The organism is Streptomyces xanthophaeus (genome assembly GCF_000725805.1).
Classification (GTDB): domain Bacteria; phylum Actinomycetota; class Actinomycetes; order Streptomycetales; family Streptomycetaceae; genus Streptomyces; species Streptomyces xanthophaeus.
In genome coordinates this window covers 29,403-44,746 of record NZ_JOFT01000011.1, presented here as the reverse complement: position 1 = coordinate 44,746, position 15,344 = coordinate 29,403, and the positions used below count along the sequence as shown (strand labels likewise).

At 70.1% G+C, this 15,344-nt stretch carries 15 protein-coding genes and 2 pseudogenes; 9 read left to right on the top strand and 8 right to left on the bottom strand.

Features of this window, described 5'->3' with window-relative positions; all coding sequences use genetic code 11:
• Nucleotide 1: 1 nt before the first annotated feature.
• Complete coding sequence (locus IO30_RS0103645; RefSeq protein ID WP_107066837.1) at nucleotides 2-508, top strand: hypothetical protein; 507 nt, start codon at nucleotides 2-4, stop codon at nucleotides 506-508.
• A gap of 907 nt (nucleotides 509-1,415) precedes the next feature.
• Nucleotides 1,416-1,846, top strand: a pseudogene (locus tag IO30_RS0103635) (IS5 family transposase); the annotation flags it as partial.
• A gap of 402 nt (nucleotides 1,847-2,248) precedes the next feature.
• Here the strand turns inward: IO30_RS0103635 and IO30_RS0103630 are convergent.
• Both IO30_RS0103630 and IO30_RS0103625 read right to left on the bottom strand, forming a co-directional pair.
• The gene (locus IO30_RS0103630; RefSeq protein WP_037892956.1) at nucleotides 2,249-3,496 is read right to left on the bottom strand and encodes an MFS transporter; all 1,248 of its coding nucleotides are present in this window, start codon (nucleotides 3,494-3,496) and stop codon (nucleotides 2,249-2,251) included.
• A 5-nt stretch (nucleotides 3,497-3,501) separates the two neighbouring features.
• Entirely contained in the window at nucleotides 3,502-4,761 is a 1,260-nt protein-coding gene (locus IO30_RS0103625; protein WP_031139157.1) for an NAD(P)-binding domain-containing protein, read from the bottom strand.
• Between the two features lie 105 nt (nucleotides 4,762-4,866).
• On the opposite strand from IO30_RS0103625, the gene IO30_RS0103620 reads away from it, so the two are divergent.
• The 3 genes from IO30_RS0103620 to IO30_RS0103610 are packed head-to-tail and all read left to right on the top strand — an operon-like array spanning nucleotide 4,867 to nucleotide 6,830.
• On the top strand, nucleotides 4,867-5,925 hold the full coding sequence (locus IO30_RS0103620) for a flavin-containing monooxygenase (RefSeq protein ID WP_031139155.1): 1,059 nt from the start codon (nucleotides 4,867-4,869) through the stop codon (nucleotides 5,923-5,925).
• Nucleotides 5,926-5,973: 48 nt separating this feature from the next.
• Nucleotides 5,974-6,339, top strand: coding sequence for an ArsR/SmtB family transcription factor (locus IO30_RS0103615; protein ID WP_031139154.1), 366 nt, complete (start codon nucleotides 5,974-5,976; stop codon nucleotides 6,337-6,339).
• Entirely contained in the window at nucleotides 6,336-6,830 is a 495-nt protein-coding gene (locus IO30_RS0103610) for a GNAT family N-acetyltransferase (protein ID WP_031139152.1), read from the top strand. The genes IO30_RS0103615 and IO30_RS0103610 overlap by 4 nt, the downstream gene beginning before the upstream one ends.
• A gap of 32 nt (nucleotides 6,831-6,862) precedes the next feature.
• On the opposite strand, the gene IO30_RS0103605 is transcribed toward IO30_RS0103610, so the two are convergent.
• Genes IO30_RS0103605 through IO30_RS0103595 form a run of 3 tightly spaced genes read right to left on the bottom strand, consistent with a single transcriptional unit; the run spans nucleotide 6,863 to nucleotide 9,073 of the window.
• Nucleotides 6,863-7,930, bottom strand: a complete 1,068-nt coding sequence (locus IO30_RS0103605; RefSeq protein WP_031139150.1) for an ArsO family NAD(P)H-dependent flavin-containing monooxygenase — start codon at nucleotides 7,928-7,930, stop codon at nucleotides 6,863-6,865.
• Nucleotides 7,927-8,718: an aquaporin gene (locus IO30_RS0103600; RefSeq protein ID WP_031139148.1), complete on the bottom strand. Its 792-nt coding sequence runs from the start codon at nucleotides 8,716-8,718 to the stop codon at nucleotides 7,927-7,929. Before IO30_RS0103600 ends, IO30_RS0103605 begins: the two co-directional genes overlap by 4 nt.
• A 40-nt stretch (nucleotides 8,719-8,758) precedes the next feature.
• Nucleotides 8,759-9,073: an ArsR/SmtB family transcription factor gene (locus IO30_RS0103595; protein WP_031139146.1), complete on the bottom strand. Its 315-nt coding sequence runs from the start codon at nucleotides 9,071-9,073 to the stop codon at nucleotides 8,759-8,761.
• Nucleotides 9,074-9,172: 99 nt separating this feature from the next.
• Between IO30_RS0103595 and IO30_RS0103590 the strand changes: the two genes are divergently transcribed.
• On the top strand, nucleotides 9,173-9,592 hold the full coding sequence (locus tag IO30_RS0103590; protein WP_031139144.1) for an arsenate reductase ArsC: 420 nt from the start codon (nucleotides 9,173-9,175) through the stop codon (nucleotides 9,590-9,592).
• Nucleotides 9,593-9,596: 4 nt separating this feature from the next.
• Nucleotides 9,597-10,586: a thioredoxin-disulfide reductase gene (gene trxB, locus IO30_RS0103585; protein WP_031139142.1), complete on the top strand. Its 990-nt coding sequence runs from the start codon at nucleotides 9,597-9,599 to the stop codon at nucleotides 10,584-10,586.
• Nucleotides 10,587-10,680: 94 nt separating this feature from the next.
• Here trxB and IO30_RS0103580 read toward each other — a convergent pair whose 3' ends face one another.
• Nucleotides 10,681-10,824 (bottom strand): hypothetical protein, encoded by a 144-nt coding sequence (locus IO30_RS0103580; RefSeq protein ID WP_167347234.1) that lies wholly within the window; start codon nucleotides 10,822-10,824, stop codon nucleotides 10,681-10,683.
• A gap of 510 nt (nucleotides 10,825-11,334) precedes the next feature.
• Here IO30_RS0103580 and IO30_RS0103575 point away from each other — a divergent pair.
• Nucleotides 11,335-12,003 carry a chromate transporter gene (locus IO30_RS0103575; RefSeq protein ID WP_245234075.1) on the top strand — a complete coding sequence of 223 codons (669 nt, stop codon included), beginning with the start codon at nucleotides 11,335-11,337 and terminating at the stop codon, nucleotides 12,001-12,003.
• Nucleotides 12,004-12,024: 21 nt separating this feature from the next.
• Here IO30_RS0103575 and IO30_RS0103570 read toward each other — a convergent pair whose 3' ends face one another.
• A complete protein-coding gene (locus tag IO30_RS0103570; protein ID WP_031139136.1) occupies nucleotides 12,025-12,411 on the bottom strand; it encodes an ArsR/SmtB family transcription factor in 387 nt (128 codons plus the stop codon).
• A 230-nt stretch (nucleotides 12,412-12,641) separates the two neighbouring features.
• Here IO30_RS0103570 and IO30_RS40025 point away from each other — a divergent pair.
• Nucleotides 12,642-13,612, top strand: a pseudogene (locus IO30_RS40025) (cation diffusion facilitator family transporter).
• Between the two features lie 182 nt (nucleotides 13,613-13,794).
• On the opposite strand, the gene IO30_RS0103560 reads toward IO30_RS40025, so the two are convergent.
• Nucleotides 13,795-14,886, bottom strand: coding sequence for a GNAT family N-acetyltransferase (locus tag IO30_RS0103560; protein ID WP_031139134.1), 1,092 nt, complete (start codon nucleotides 14,884-14,886; stop codon nucleotides 13,795-13,797).
• Nucleotides 14,887-15,344 lie beyond the last annotated feature (458 nt).

The following is a 15,344-nucleotide window of genomic DNA, read 5'->3' as shown; positions in this document are numbered from 1 at the left end:
CATGAAAATCAATGACAAGATGACCCGGCTTCTGGCGGAGCACCCCCCAACGGGGCTGACCGACGCGGACATCCCATCCATGTTTCTTGAGGTCAGGGACGAAGGTTGGTCCTACACCCCCAACGGCGCACGCGTACTGACCGGACTGATCCCGGAAACCGTCACCTCGTACTTCGACGTGCTCCAGGAAGAAACGTCGATCAACGGGCGTGGCATGATCGACTACGATCTCCCGCCGGCGGAGTCCGAGCGGACGGGGCCCCTCCTCAGGAGGTGTCTCGCCTATGCGTTCGGATGTCTGGGCGAGGCGGAGAAGAAATTCGGGGACCAGGAAGTCCACTCCTACGTCATCCTCTCTATGGGTGGAGTCGACGACGATCTCCTTACTGCCACCGTGACCTTCTGCACATACGACCCGAACACCGCGCCCTACATTCGGGACATCGAGAACGTCCAGGACGCGGCTGTCGTCGAGCTCACGGTGACGGACCGCGAGATGTGGCACTGACTTACCGCCTGCCCACCTGAGCTGCCAGTCTGTTCCCTCATGTTGTGAGGCTGCAGTGATCTTGGCTGCCATGAGGTGACCGGTGCTGCCGTCAGGGGCCTGTCGCGAGCATTGCTGGCTGCCATGGGCGTGCCTGTTCACACGTACAGCGCCCGCCGCTCGGCCCTGCAGGCCTCGCACGGCGAGTTCTCCTTGGTGGCGGTGACGGTTTGCTTGAACCGCAGCAAGGCCGACCAGGACTCGGCGCAATAGCTGCCGCCGACGGAAGGGTGTCGGCGTACTCATGAATGTTCGCCCGTACGTCCTTGAGCCCATTCATGAGTACGCCGACAACTTCCGCCTCATATAGCGGCCGCTCGTCGCCGAGGAGCGCCCAGTTGAGCGGGTACTCGGCCGCCCCGCGCCATCCGCACGAGCATGCACCCCGCAGCGTCGCCGCCCTGGGCTGCCGGAACCACCCGTCATGGGCATGCCACAAGGTTGTCGCCGACACGTCCCCGCCACTACCGACGTCGAAGTAGACCGGACCCGGCTCACTCCCGTCCTCCAGGACCACACCCACTGAACTCGGAGCGGTCGCTTTGCCAGCCTGCCCAAGGTGAACGGTCCGTGTACGCCCGCACCGTCGTCGGCCGGCCAACAGCTGTTCTTGTTGCCTGCCGGCCTGGACCTGCCCTGGGCCTCCGGAGTCGTCGAAGGCCACGTCAACTGGATCCCCCCGGCTGTTCGCTCGTCCAGGCTGATTTTTGATGGTCTATCTGAAAGGGCCGGTATGCCGCACGATCGTGTTCAGGAGCTGTCCGACCAGCTGGTGGCTAAGAGGTCCTAACAGAAGCTGCTGACCATGTGACTTTCGGTCCGGCTGGTCGTTGGTCTGGCCGTGGGGAAGCGTCAGTCGCGACCGTGGATCGTGTCGGATGAACTGTGGTCGCTCATAGAGCCGTTGCTTCCGGATCCGGGACCGAAGCAGGTGGAGGGACGCCCTCGGGTGCCGGACCGGCAGGCACTGTGCGGGATCCTGTTCGTGCTGCATACCGGGATCCAGTGGGAGTACCTGCCGCAGGAGCTGGGCTTCGGATCAGGCATGACCTGCTGGCGGCGTCTGGCCGCCTGGAACGACGCCGGCGTGTGGGACCAACTGCACCTGGTACTGCTGAAGAAGCTGCGGGCCGCGAAGAAGCTGGACTGGTCACGGGCGGTGATCGACTCCTCCCACGTCAGGGCCGCTCGGCGGGGCCCAAAAGCGGTCCCAGCCCGGTCGACCGAGCACGTCCGGGCAGCAAGCACCACCTCATCGTCGACGGTCAGGGCATCCCACTCGCCGTCTCCCTGACCGGTGGAAAGGATTGCCCGGTCCCAACAGCTCACCGCGCCGCTGGCCGCCCAGGTCGCGCTCTTCCTTCGAGCAGCCGACCCAGCCGCTGGAGCCCGCACTCCTGATGGCGAGCCGTACCGGCGCACGGGTGAGGGCATGGTGGTGGAAGTCGCGGCCGGAACGACGCGGCACGCCGTAGTCACGGTGGTGCGCGTCCATGACTGACGCGCACCTATCGACCGGACCTTAGTGAGCCTGGGAAGGCAGGCTCCGGCTAGGGCTTCTGCTGGGCCTGTTGGACTGCGGTACGGCACGGGACGCAGAGCGAGTTCTCTGGGGGCGGTGGTGTGGCGCGAGGCGGTAGACAGTTGTTGTGCAGCTCAGCGCGCGAGATGCCAACGGTAGTTGCTGCAACAGGTGTGGTGCTATCGCCGGTTCGAGTGGTCCGTCAGGTCGGGTGTCGGCATACGTGGGCGAGTACCGATGGCTGTGACGGCGGCGATGATCGACAGGACTGAGAGCAGCGCGAAGAGCGCTGGATAGCCGCCGAGCGGCCCGGCCAGGACTGCGCCAGCGAACGGGGCGAGGGCTGCTGCGGCGCGGGCGGGTGCGCCGAGGAGTCCGGAGAGTCGGCCGTAGTGGGTGGTTCCCCAGCGGTCGGTGACCGAGGTGGCCTGGAGGAGGGTGAGGTTGCCTCGGACCACCCCGGCGACGACGGACACGGCGATGAGAAGGGCGTAGGGGCCGGCCGCGGTGGCGAAGGCGGCGGTGGTCAGTGCGCCGAGCCCGATGAGGGCGACGGTGCGGGTGGTCACGCCGAAGCGTCGGGAGAGGGGCGCGTAGAGGGTGCGGCCGAGGGTTTGACCTGCGCCGCCGAGACCGAGGACCCATGCGGTCTGGCTGGTGGTGTACCCGCGTTCGAGCAGGAGGGGGACGAGGCCCATGACGACCGCGTACATCGCGAACGAGGACAGGGTGAACGTAGCGGCCAGCAGCCAGAACGCCCTGCTGCGCACGACTGCTTCACTGCCCCCTGTGGCGTGCGGCGGGCTTGGAGGGGCTGGCGGCCAGGGGGCTTTCAGGGCGAATGCATGGGCCGGGACGGTCACAACGGCGAGGATGCCGGCGAGCACCACGTAGGTGGCGCGCCAGGACATGTGGGCGGCGAGGAGCGCGGTCAGGGGTGCGAAGACGGTGGAGGCGAGTCCGCCGGCGAGGGTGACGATGGTCAGCGCGCGGATGTGGTCGGGGGCCCACCAGCGGGTGAGGGCTGCGAAGGCGGGCTGGTAGAAGGTGGCGGCCATCGCCGCTCCGGCGAGCAGCCATCCGGTGAGGAAGACGGCCGGGTCGGGGGCGGCGGCCACGAGCAGCAGGCTCAGGGTGCCGAGGACGGATCCGGCCGTCATGACGGTGCGGGGTCCTCGGTGGTCCAGGATGCGGCCGACGTAGATCCCAGCGAGGGCGGAGACGAAGAGGGCGGCGGAGAAGGCGGCGGTGGTCGTGCCGGTGCTCCAGCCGGTGTCGGCGGTGATGGCCGGGTTCAGGACGGGGAAGGCGTAGTAGAGGATGCCCCAGCTGGTGACCTGGGTGAGGCACAGGGCGGGCAGGACGGCGCGGGGCCGCGACCGGTCCCCTGCGCCGGTCGCGGCCCCGCTGCTTTGAAGTTCGGTCACTTCGGTCAGCAGCCGCCGGAAGCGGGCACGCCGCCGATGGTGAGGGTGGCGGGGGCCGCGCAGCAGCCGCCACCGGTCTCCTCGGCGGCCTGGGGCTGGTCGAAGAGACCCATGGCCAGGAAGGTCGGGGCGCGGCCGTAGGACTTCATGCCGACGAGGTAGACGTCCTTCTCCGGGTGGGAGAGCTCGCCCACGCCGTGCGGGTAGACAGTGCCGCACGAGTGCTGATTGGGGTCGATCAGCGGGGCCAGCTCGACCGGGGCCTGGAGGCGTTCGTCCAAGCCCAGTCGCAGCTCAGCAGTGAACGACAGGTCGGGGCGCAGGCCGGTGAGGACGATGACCTCGTCGACCGCGTCCAGGCGGCGGCCGTCCTCGGCGACCAGGACCAGGCGGCCGTCGCTGTCGCGTTCGACGGCGTCGGTGCGGAAGCCGGTGACGGCGTCGGCGTAGCCCTCGTCGACTGCGGCCTTGGCGGCAAGGCCCAGGGCGCCGCGGGCGGGGAGCTGGTCGGCGCTGCCGCCGCCGAAGGTGGAGCCGGAGATGCCGCGGCGCAGGATCCAGGTGGCGTGCGTGCCCGTGCCGTCTTCGGCCTTGGCCAGGTCGGCCAGGTAGGCGAGAGCGGTGAAGGCGGAGGCGCCGGAGCCGATGACGGCGGTGCGCTTCCCGGCGTACCGGGCGCGGACGGCCGGGTCCTTGAGGTCGGGGATGCGGTAGGAGATCCGGTCGGAGGCAGCCTGCTCGCCGAGGGCGGGGAGGCCGTCGCCTCCGATCGGGCTGGGGGTGGACCAGGTGCCGGAGGCGTCGATGACGGCGCGGGCCAGGATCCGCTCCTCGGTGCCGTCAGCGTTGACGACGCGGACGGTGAACGGCTGCTGCTCGCGGTCGGCGTCGACGACACGGTCACGGCCGGCGCGGGAGACGCCGGTAACGGTGGCGCCGTACCGGACGCGGTCACCGAGGACGTCGGCGAGGGGCTGGAGGTAGAGCTCGGCCCAGTCGCCGCCGGAGGGGAAGGTGGCGCCGTCGGGGGCGGTCCAGCCGGTGGGGGCGAGGAGCTTCTCGGCCGCCGGGTCGACCACCTCGGACCAGGTGGAGAAGAGACGTACGTGGGCCCAGTCGCGGGTGGCGGTGCCCGCAGTGGGGCCGCCTTCGAGGACCAGGGGGGTCAGGCCGCGGGCGGTGAGGTGGGCGGCGGCGGCCAGGCCGACGGGTCCGGCGCCGATGACCACGGTGGGCAGGTCGGCGGTGGTGGCAGGCGCGTTCACGGCAGGCTCCTCGTTTGTTTCGACATCCGTCGATGGCTTGCGTTGCCAGCATGCCACCTACTTCGATGAGCGTCAACATAGACATTCATCAAATCGGGGGTTGTTGTGGAGCACGTGGACGTCGCGGTCATCGGAGGCGGCCAGTCGGGCCTGGCAGCCGCGTACGCACTCGCCCGGCAGGGCCTTGTGTCGGTGGTCCTGGAGGCGTCGGCGCAGGCGGCCGGGTCCTGGCCGCGCTACTACGACAGCCTGACCCTGTTCTCACCGGCCCGGTTCAGCGCGCTGCCCGGCATGGCGTTCGGCGGCGATCCGGACGGCTATCCGCACCGCGACGAGGTCGTCGCCTACCTGACCGCCTACGCCCACCGCCTCCAGGCCGACATCCGCACCCGCCATCGCGTCGTCGCGGTCAGGGTGAACGGCGACGGGTTCACCATCGCGCTCGAGAGCGGCGGGCACATCGCGGCGCGTGCGGTCATCGCAGCGAGCGGGAGCTTCGGCCGCCCCCGCCGTCCGGCACTGCCGGGCCTTGAATCGTTCACCGGTCAGGTGCTGCACGCGGCCGACTACCGGGGTCCTTCACCGTTCACCGGGCAGCGCGTCGTCGTGGTCGGGGCGGGCAACTCCGCGGTCCAGATCGCGGCCGAGCTCGCCCGGGTAGGCCGTACGACGCTGGCGACCCGGGCGCCTGTGAAGTTCGCCCGCCAGCACCTGCTCGGCCGGGACCTGCACTTCTGGCTCACCCGAACCGGCCTGGACACCGCACCGCTGGGGTGCCTGCTGCGTACCCCGCCGGCTCAGCCCGTCCTTGACGACGGCCGCTACCGCGCCACCTCGGACGCCGGCACCCCCGACCGCCGCCCGATATTCCAGCGTGTAGACGGCGAGAAGGTCACCTGGCCCGATGGAGCGGCAGAGACGGTGGACGCGATCATCCTTGCCACCGGCTACCGCCCCGACCTGCCCTACCTCGCCGGCCTCGACGGCGCCCTCGACACCGGGGGCCGGCCGCTCCACCGCAGCGGGCGCTCCTCGTGCCACCCGGGCCTGTACTTCGTCGGGCTGGAGTGGCAGCGCAGCCTGTCCTCGAATTCGCTGCGCGGCGTGGGCCGGGACGCCGAACGCGCGGCCCGGCAGCTGGCCGCCCACCTGCGGTCCCGCTGACACCGTCGCACCCTGGCTCCCTGCTTCGACATGTGTCAACATAGACGCATGTCGAATGTGAAGGTACTGCCGCTGCTGGAGTCCGAGAACGTCGCACCGTGCTGCCCGCCCCTGACGGAGCGCCCGCTGACGGCCGAGGAGGCAGAACGGGCCGCCCTCATGTTCAAGGCACTCGGCGACCCGGTGCGCCTGAGGCTCTTCTCCGCCGTCGCCTCCCACGAGGGCGGTGAGGCGTGCGTGTGCGACATCTCCGACGTCGGCGTCTCCCAGCCCACCGTCTCCCACCACCTCAAGAAGCTGCGCGAGGCAGGACTGCTGTCCTCCGAGCGGCGCGGCACCTGGGTCTACTACCGGGTCGAGCCCGCGGTGCTCGCCGCCATGGGCCAGCTCCTGACCCGCGCGGCCGCCGCATGAGCATCACCATCACGCCGATCACCGAAGCCCACGCGGACGAAGTCCTGGCGATCTACCAGGCCGGCATCGACGAAGGCAACGCCACCTTCGAGACCACCGCCCCGACCTGGGTCCAGTTCGACGCCGCGAAGACGCCCGAGCACCGCTTCGCCGCCCTCGATGCGGACGGCAAGGTCCTGGGCTGGGTCGCCGCCTCCAGGGTCTCCGACCGATGCGCGTACGCGGGCGTCGTCGAGCACTCCGTCTACGTTCACCCCGGCGCCCGTGGCCGCGGCGTTGCCCGCTCCCTGCTCCAGGCGCTCATCGCGTCGACGGAAACGGCCGGGATCTGGACGATCCAGTCAGGGATCTTCCCGGAGAACTCCGCCAGCCTCGCCGTCCACGCCCGAGTCGGCTTCCGGGTCATCGGCACCCGTGAGCGCATCGGCCGTCACCACGGCGTGTGGCGTGACGTGGTGCTGCTGGAGCGCCGCAGCCCAGCAGTGGACTGACGCCATCCGCACTGGCGTGCGGCAGCACCGCCCTAGCCTGTGTTGCTGCCCAGAAGTTGACGGATCTCGCGGGCGGCGTCGCGGGCTGTGCGGCCGACGCCGATGAGGGTGGCGGAGGCCGGGCCGGTCCAGTCGCCGTAGCCGAGCAGGTGCAGGCGCGGCTCATCCACGGCGCGGGTGCCGACGGTCGCGATGTGGCCTCGGGTGCCACGCAAGCGCAGGGAGGCGAAGTGCGCGAGGGCGGGGCGGAAGCCGGTGCACCAGATGACCGCGTCCGCTTCCCCGACGGTGCCGTCCGCCCATTCCGCGCCGGTTTCGGTGAGGCGGCTGAACATCGGCTTCGCGTGAAGGAGACCCGCGTCCCGGGCCGCCTGGACAGAGGGCACGGCGACGATGTCGCCGAGGGAGGCGACGCCGCCGGTGTCGGTGCGGCCAGCGTCCAGCGCCTGGCGGCGGGCGGTCGCGGCGTCGAAGAGCGCCCGGCCGTCGATGTCGTCCGCAAGGTAGCGGGGCGGGCGCTGGGTGACCCAGGTCAACTCCGCCGTCCCCGCAAGGTCGGCCGCGATCTGGGCGCCCGAGTTTCCGCCGCCGACCACGATTACCCGCTGTCCGGTGAACTCGGCGGGACTGCGGTACTGCACGGTGTGCAGCTGGCGGCCGGTGTACTCGCGTCGGCCGGGGACGGAGGGCAGGAAGGGGCGGGTCCAGGTGCCGGTGGCGCTGATGACCGCCCGGGCCTGCCAAGGACCGCAGTCAGTCTCCACCCGCAGGAAGGGGCCGTCGCGGTGTACGGCATCGACCCGCACGCCGCGCTGGACCGGCAGCGCGTACCGCTTCTCGTAGTCGGCGAGGTAGGAGACGACATGGGCCGCGTCTGGGTAGACCTCGCTTTCCTGTGCGGGCATGAAGCGGCCGGGCAGGGAGGAGTAGGCGGCCGGGGAGAACAGGTGCAGGGAGTCCCAGGTGTGCTGCCAGGCCCCGCCCGGCGCCGTCTGGGCGTCGAGGATGACGTGCTCGATGTCCAGGCGGCGCAGGTGATAGCCGGCGGCGAGCCCGGACTGGCCACCGCCGACCACCACCACATCCGCGTGCTGCGTCATGCCGCGGGCTGCCCCTGCTCGGTCTTGCCGCGCATGAAGATGACCGCCACCAGGGCCAGGCCCACGACCGCGCCCACGAGCTGGACCCCTATGAAGGCCGGCACGGAGGCGGGGGCGATGCCCGCGAACGTGTCGGTGAACGCGCGGCCGACGGTGACGGCCGGGTTCGCGAAGGAGGTGGAGGAGGTGAACCAGTACGCGGCGCCGATGTACGAGGCAACCGCGACGGGCGCGAAGCGCAGCCGGTCGGTGCGGGCCAGACCGAAGATCAGCAGGATCAGCCCGGCCGTCGCCACGACCTCGCCGAGGAGGAGGTTCCCGGCGGAGCGGTCGTGGGTCGACCACTTGACCAGCGGCTCGCCGAACATCGCGTCCGCCAGGATTGCCCCCGCGATGGCGCCGACGATCTGGGACGGCACGTACACGGCCAGCTCGCGGCCGTTCACGCCTGGGCCGCCGCGGTGGGCGGTCCACCACTCGGCCAGGGTGACGGCCGGGTTGAAGTGCGCGCCGGAGACCGGGCCGAGGAGAGTGATGAGGACGCCGAGGCCGAAGACGGTGGCGGTGGAGTTGGCCAGCAGCTGCAGCGCCACGTCGTCGGTGAGCTCGGTGGCCTGGATTCCGGAGCCGACCACGACCGCGACCAGGGCGGCGGTGCCGACCAGCTCGGCGGCGGCGCGGGCGATCAGCGGGGTGCGGGGCGGGGTCGCGCCGGGCGCCGGCTGGGGAGCGTCGGCGGCTATGGCGCTCTCCGCTGCGGGGGCGGCGACGGGCTCGGTGGCGGTCAAGACAGGTTCTCCTCGGGCAGGTGAGGCAAGACGCGGAAGGCTATGGGCAGGACCGCTTGAGGTTCGCTTCGGCGGTGGCACGCGCGGTCTGGGCGAGGTCGGCGAACTGACCGGCGAGCTGGGCGATGACCTCCGGGCGCAGGCGGTAGTAGATGAACCGTCCGCATGGCTCCGTCTCGACGACTCCGGCCTCTCTGAGCACCTTCAGGTGGTTGGAGAGGTTGGTCTGCTTGGCACCCGTCTCCTCCACGAGGTGGGTGGTGCACAGGGTTTCCTTGGCGAGGAGGGTCACGATCTGGAACCTGAGCGGGTCGGCCAGTACCCGGATCAGTTCAGTGTCGACTGACGTCATCATGTGCTGATACTGTCACATCATTCCGGCCTGATACCAGTCCGGGCTGAGTCATGGGTCGGGCCGGCGGCCGGCAGACCCTGGTTGATGAAGGAAGAGAAGATGTCCTCCACCCCGCTCGCGTCCGTACTGTTCGTCTGCATCCACAACGCAGGCCGCTCCCAGATGGCAGCCGGCTTCCTGCGTCACCTCGCCGGCGACCGCGTCGAGGTCCGCTCCGCCGGTTCCGTGCCCGGCGAGCAGATCAACCCCTCCGCCGTGGCCGCGATGGCCGAGCTGGGCATCGACATCTCCGACCAGAAGCCGAAGGTGCTCACCCCCGAGGCCGCCCAGGCGTCCGACTACATCATCACCATGGGCTGCGGCGACGCCTGCCCGTACTTCCCCGGCAAGACCTACCTCGACTGGCAGCTCGAGGACCCGGCCGGCCAGGGTGTCGAGGCCGTGCGCCCGATCCGCGACGAGATCAAGGGCCTCATCGAGGGCCTGATCGCCGAGATCGACGCCAAGAAGCAGGGCTGATCCCGTGACCGACGCGACCACCGCCGACGATGGCATACGCGACGTCATCATCATCGGCTCCGGCCCCGCCGGATACACCGCAGCCCTCTACACCGCCCGCGCGCAGCTCAAGCCGCTACTGTTCGGCAGCTCCATCTTCGTCGGCGGGTCGCTGACCACGACCACCGAGGTAGAGAACTTCCCCGGCTTCCCCCAGGGCGTCGACGGCCCGGACCTCATGGACAACATGCGGGCCCAGGCGGAGAAGTTCGGCGCCGAGATGATCGACGACGACATCGTCTCCGTCGACCTCACCGGCCCCATCAAGGAAGTCACCGACTCCGAAGGCACCGTCCACCGCGCGAAGACGGTGATCGTCGCGACCGGCTCCGGCTACCGCAAGCTCGGCCTGCCCAAGGAGGACGAGCTGTCGGGCCGCGGCGTGTCCTGGTGCGCCACCTGCGACGGGTTCTTCTTTCGCGACCGCGACATCGTCGTGGTCGGCGGCGGCGACACCGCCATGGAGGAAGCCACCTTCCTCACCCGCTTCGCCAAGTCCGTCACCGTCGTCCACCGCCGCAGCACCCTGCGCGCCTCCAAGGTCATGCAGAACCGGGCCTTCACCGACGACAAGATCTCCTTCGCCTTCGACAGCGAAATCGCCGAGATCAAGGACAAGGACGGCATGCTGACGGGCGTCGTGCTGCGCGACACCTTCACCGGCAAACTCCGCGATCTGGACGTGACCGGGTTGTTCATCGCGATCGGGCACGACCCGCGCACCGAACTGTTCACCGGCCAGCTCGACCTCGACGACGAGGGCTACCTGAAGGTCCAAGCACCCTCCGCCCGCACGAGCCTCCCCGGCGTCTTCGCCGCCGGCGACGTCGTCGACCACACCTACCGCCAAGCCATCACCGCAGCCGCCTCCGGCTGCGCAGCGGCCCTCGACGCCGAGCGCTACCTCGCCGCCCTCAGCGACCAGGTACAGGACGCGGCCGACGTCCTGGCCTGAACCGTCAGGCCAGCCTGGGAACCCGGGCACGGACCGTCGGTCGACAGGATGCGGCGGACCGTGCCCGGGTTCGCCCGTGCCGGACGTGGTCGGGCTATCCGCGCTGATTCAGGGCGCGGGTCAGGTCCCGGTTCGCGGCCCGCGCGGCGTCGAGTTCGCCCTGGCAATCTTCCAGCGTCCGCTTCAGTTCGGTGTTGGTCTGTTCCAGCCGGGTGATCGTCATCTGGAGCTCGGCCACGCCCGTAGGAGGACCCAGCATCACCACGGGGAACGCCCGCATCCGCAACTCCCGCATCGAGTCGTGCAATAACCCGCCGCAGAGCCACACCCTCCGAGAACGAGTCCCAGGGGCTCAACGAACCCACCTCACTCCACGTCACGCCACAGCTGACCCACCCCAAGAGAAAAGAGCGACGCTCCCACCCCGTAACGGCAGGTCGCAGCGTGGCACCGACAACACGGGCCAGTCTGCGAAGGGGGCCACGTGGCGACCTGCGGTCTGACTGTGGGGGACGGGGCGGGGGAGGTCATGGCGCTGCTCCTCGGTACGGGATCCTCCTACTCCATCACCTGTTCGATTTTGTTGGCGAGTGGCGCGCCGGTAGCGGCTTCGGGGGCTGCCCCGGGGAGCCTTCGAGGGGGAGGGTATGCGGGGTGCGCATGTGACCCGTTGCGTCCCCGGGGGCCCGCTCGTTGGAGCGATCATGAACTACAAGCGCATTCTTCCGGTTTTGGCGGTCACGGTTGGGTGGCCGCCATCGCCCTGCTGACGGGCACCGGAAGCGTCTTCACCGCCCAGGGACTGTTCTTCTCCGGCGCCGCGCTGATCACCTTCGGCGGCGCCTGCGCGGTGCTGGCCTTCGTCGCCCAGCAGGCCGTGCAAACCTACGGCTGGCTCAGCGTCAAAGAGATGGTCAGCGGTCTCGCTCTGGCCGAGACGACGCCGGGACCACTGATCATGGTGGTGCAATTCGTCGCGTTCATCGGCGCCTACCGCGACCCCGGCGGCCTCGACCCGTGGGCCGCGGCTCTGCTCGGCGCCCTGCTCACCACCTGGGTGACCTTCGTGCCGTGCTTCCTGTTCATCTTCCTCGGCGCCCCCTACATCGAGCGCCTGCGCGGCAACCGCAAGATCTCCGCCGCCCTGACCGGCATCACCGCAGCCGTCGTCGGCGTCATCGCCAACCTCGCTCTCTACTTCGCCGAACACGCCCTCTTCACCGGCGTGAAGGCCAAGACCTTCGGCCCTGTGCGCATCGCCCTGCCCGACCTGACCATCCTGCGCCCCGCCGCCCTGGCGATCACCGTGATCGCGGTGCTGCTGATCTTCAAGCTCCGCTGGAGCGTCCTGCGCACCCTTGGCATCTGTGCCGCCCTCGGGCTGGGCGCGGCCCTGGCCGGCCTTCCCGGTATCTGAGCCGTGCCGGCGGCGAAACCGCTACAGGGCGGCGGCGGGGACCGTTGCCGTGGAGGAAGCGTCGCGCATGCCCATGCGCAGGTGCTCGACGTGGAAGAGGGCCTGGTCCAGGAGCTGGGCGACGTGGTGGTCATAGAGGGTGTAGACAATCGAGCGCCCCTGCCGCTCACCCGCCACCAGTCCGAGGTTGCGCAGCAGGCGGAGCTGGTGGGAGCAGGCCGAGGGCTCCATCTCCACGGCTTCGGCGAGCGCGGCCACCGCGCAGGGCCCTTCCTGGAGCCGGGCGAGGATCCGCAGCCGGGACGGGGTCGCCAGCGCCTGGAGAGTGGCGGCGACGTCGGCGGCCCCCGCCGCGTCGAGGCGTTCGCGGGTGGTGGCGCGGTGTCCGCCATCGATGTCGTGGCCCATGGGAGCCATCTTACCCCCTACATATGAAGACCTGTTCATGTGTTCCGGTATGGTGGTGTGACCGGCCCGGCCCTGACACGGTTCCGCGCCGTGCTGCCCCGCACCCTCTCCCGGAAGGCGCCTTCGCCGTGAGTACCCACCACGACCACAACCAGGATCACGGCCCGGCCGCCGGCCCCGGGCACCCCCACGACCACAGCCATGGAAGTGCGGGTTCTCGCTGGTCCCGGCTGCGCCATCAGGTCACTCATCTGGTGGCCCCGCACAGCCACGAGGCGGCCGACAAGGTCGACTCCGCGATGGAGACCTCCAAGGAGGGCATGCGCACCTTGTGGCTGTCGTTGGGCATCCTGGGCGTGACCACGGTCATCCAGGCTGCGGTGGTCGCCCTGTCGGGGTCGGTGGCCCTGCTCGGCGACACCATCCACAACGCCGCCGACGCGCTGACCGCCGTTCCGCTGGGCATCGCGTTCGTACTCGGGCGGCGGGCGGCGAACCGCCGCTACACCTACGGCTACGGCCGTGCCGAGGACCTCGCCGGCATCGCCATCGTGCTGACCATCGCCGCGTCCTCCGCCCTGGCCGCCTACACGGCCATCGACCGGCTCCTCAACCCGCGCGACGTCACCCACCTGTGGGCCGTGGCCGCCGCCGCGCTCAGCGGGTTCATCGGCAACGAGTGGGTGGCCCGCTACCGCATCCGCACCGGCCGCAAGATCGGCTCCGCCGCCCTGGTCGCCGACGGACTGCACGCCCGCACCGACGGCTTCACCTCCCTCGCCGTCCTCCTCGGCGCCGGCGGAGCGGCCATCGGCTGGAAGTACGCCGACCCCATCGTCGGCCTCCTCATCACCCTCGCCATCCTCGCCGTGCTCCGCGGCGCGGCCCGCGAGGTCTACCGCCGGCTCATGGACTCCGTCGACCCCGCACTCGTCGACCAGGCCGAACACGCCTTGCGTGCCGTGGACGGCGTCCGCGACCTGGGCCAGGTACGGATGCGGTGGATCGGCCACGCCCTGCGCGCCGAAGCCGACATCGTCGTCGACCCCCGGCTGAACGTCGTCCAGGCCCACGAACTCGCCGTCGCCGCCGAACACGCCTGATCCACGCGGTACCGCGGCTGACCGCCGCGACTGGCCACACCGACCACACCGGCAGCGCCGACCAGCACGCGGTACTCGCGCACCACGGCGCCGGCTGACCCGCTCGAAGTCCACCACGGACCCGTCCCCGGTGGCCCACGAAGGTCACCGGAGCCGCCAGGGCCGACTGGACCCGGGATCCCCTCGTCTGCTCGCTCAGCGGCGGTGTGGCGCATGCCGTCTCGGGGCGCCGGTGCTCGTGGGCCGCTTGCAGCGCACGTGACCGGATTCGAGCCGCTCCTCAGGATCGACGTTCGCGCATCTTGCCGACCGTTTCCATGGTGTGTACGGCCGCGGCCTTGAGCTGAGGCCGCTCCCGCACGAAACGGCGGACAGCACGGGACGGTTCGCGGCTGAGCCAGTGAAGGGCCGCGCCGGGCCTGGGCCGTAGAAGAGCCCCTTCGTGAACCGTCAGCTCCCGTGTCTTGAGTGCATCCTTGTAGGCGGCATCACCCCTGCCGAGGTCGAGCATCCCGATCCCCGCGGAAGCGGCCGCTTCGATCATGCGGAGATGCAGAACCAGACCGGGGGAGAACTTCGCGAAGCTCCGGTCGTAGGAGGGGAACCAGCACGACAGGACGGTGCGTGAGCGCAGGCCGAAGTGCGCGGCGACGGGCCTGTCACCCGCGTACAGCACCGACAACACGCCCGAGCAGGCGGGCGCGGCGGTGTCCGCGAGGATCCGCACCAGGTTGGTGATCCAGGTCTGGGCGAACCGGTCGCGGCGGCCTGTTCGACGGTACTGAGCGGACTTCCACGCCATCAGCGTCCGCAAGGCCTCAGGGTTTCGTTCGTCGAAGACGAACTTCAGCGGCCCGACGTGCCGTCCCAGACGGCGATCCTGCGCCAGCGTCGACTTGAGAAACTTGCGGGACCGTGTTCGAAGCACTGTCTCGTACTGCGCGTAGCCGGCGCTGAGGTCGATGACGGGTGAGGCGAACCGCCCGGTCACGAAGGGCAGGAACAAGTCCTGACCGCTTTCGAGATGGTTGAACTCCCAGACATCCAGGGCACTGGCCCGCAGCAGTTCGCGCGGATCCACCTGCAGGCCCGACCGTAGGACAGCGCCTTGGCAGTCGGAGACGCCCAGGCCGATCGCACGACCACGACCCCACCGGCCCCGCTCGAAAGGGAAGAAGCCGGCGGACTCGCCGTCCTGGCGCACCACCGCAACCCTGGCACCCCGCCGGACACGGCCGACCGCCCGGCAGAACTCCGAGCTCATGAAGGGATTGGCCACGGGCGCCGTCCCGGCCCGCACCTCGCCCCACAGCTCCACGTCGGTCGGGCTCATGTCGTCAGGGTGAATCACTTCAATGCGTTGGGTGGTCACGTCGGCTCCTGCTGCTCGGACTACTCACGGGGGCCGTGACCGATCTGCCGCGACGGCTTCCGGCCAGGCCGAGAACAACGGGCGCACAGGCATGGCCCGGCGTCTTCGGTGAGCCGGGCAAGGTCGTCCCCCCCCCCGCAGACCCCGCGTGACGGGGAAGCGGAGCCAGGATGCGTGGGCGCCTACGGCCTCATGCCTGCCGAATCGCCGGCAAGCGTGGGCGAAAACGGCAAGGGGGACCGCGGCGCACGACCGAATCGGCCAGAAGAATCTCGTGAGGGGATTCACCCCTCTTGCCGCGCGTCGGGCCGGTGAACGGTCGCAGGCCCCGCACATCTGTCTGGGTGGCCCAGGGGGCGAACAGAGCGCGCAGGCATTCAGCCACGGAGCCCAGCGTCTCGTGCACCGCGCTCACAAGCCACGAGCAAGAGTCGTCGGCGGCGTGCAGGGCCCAGCCG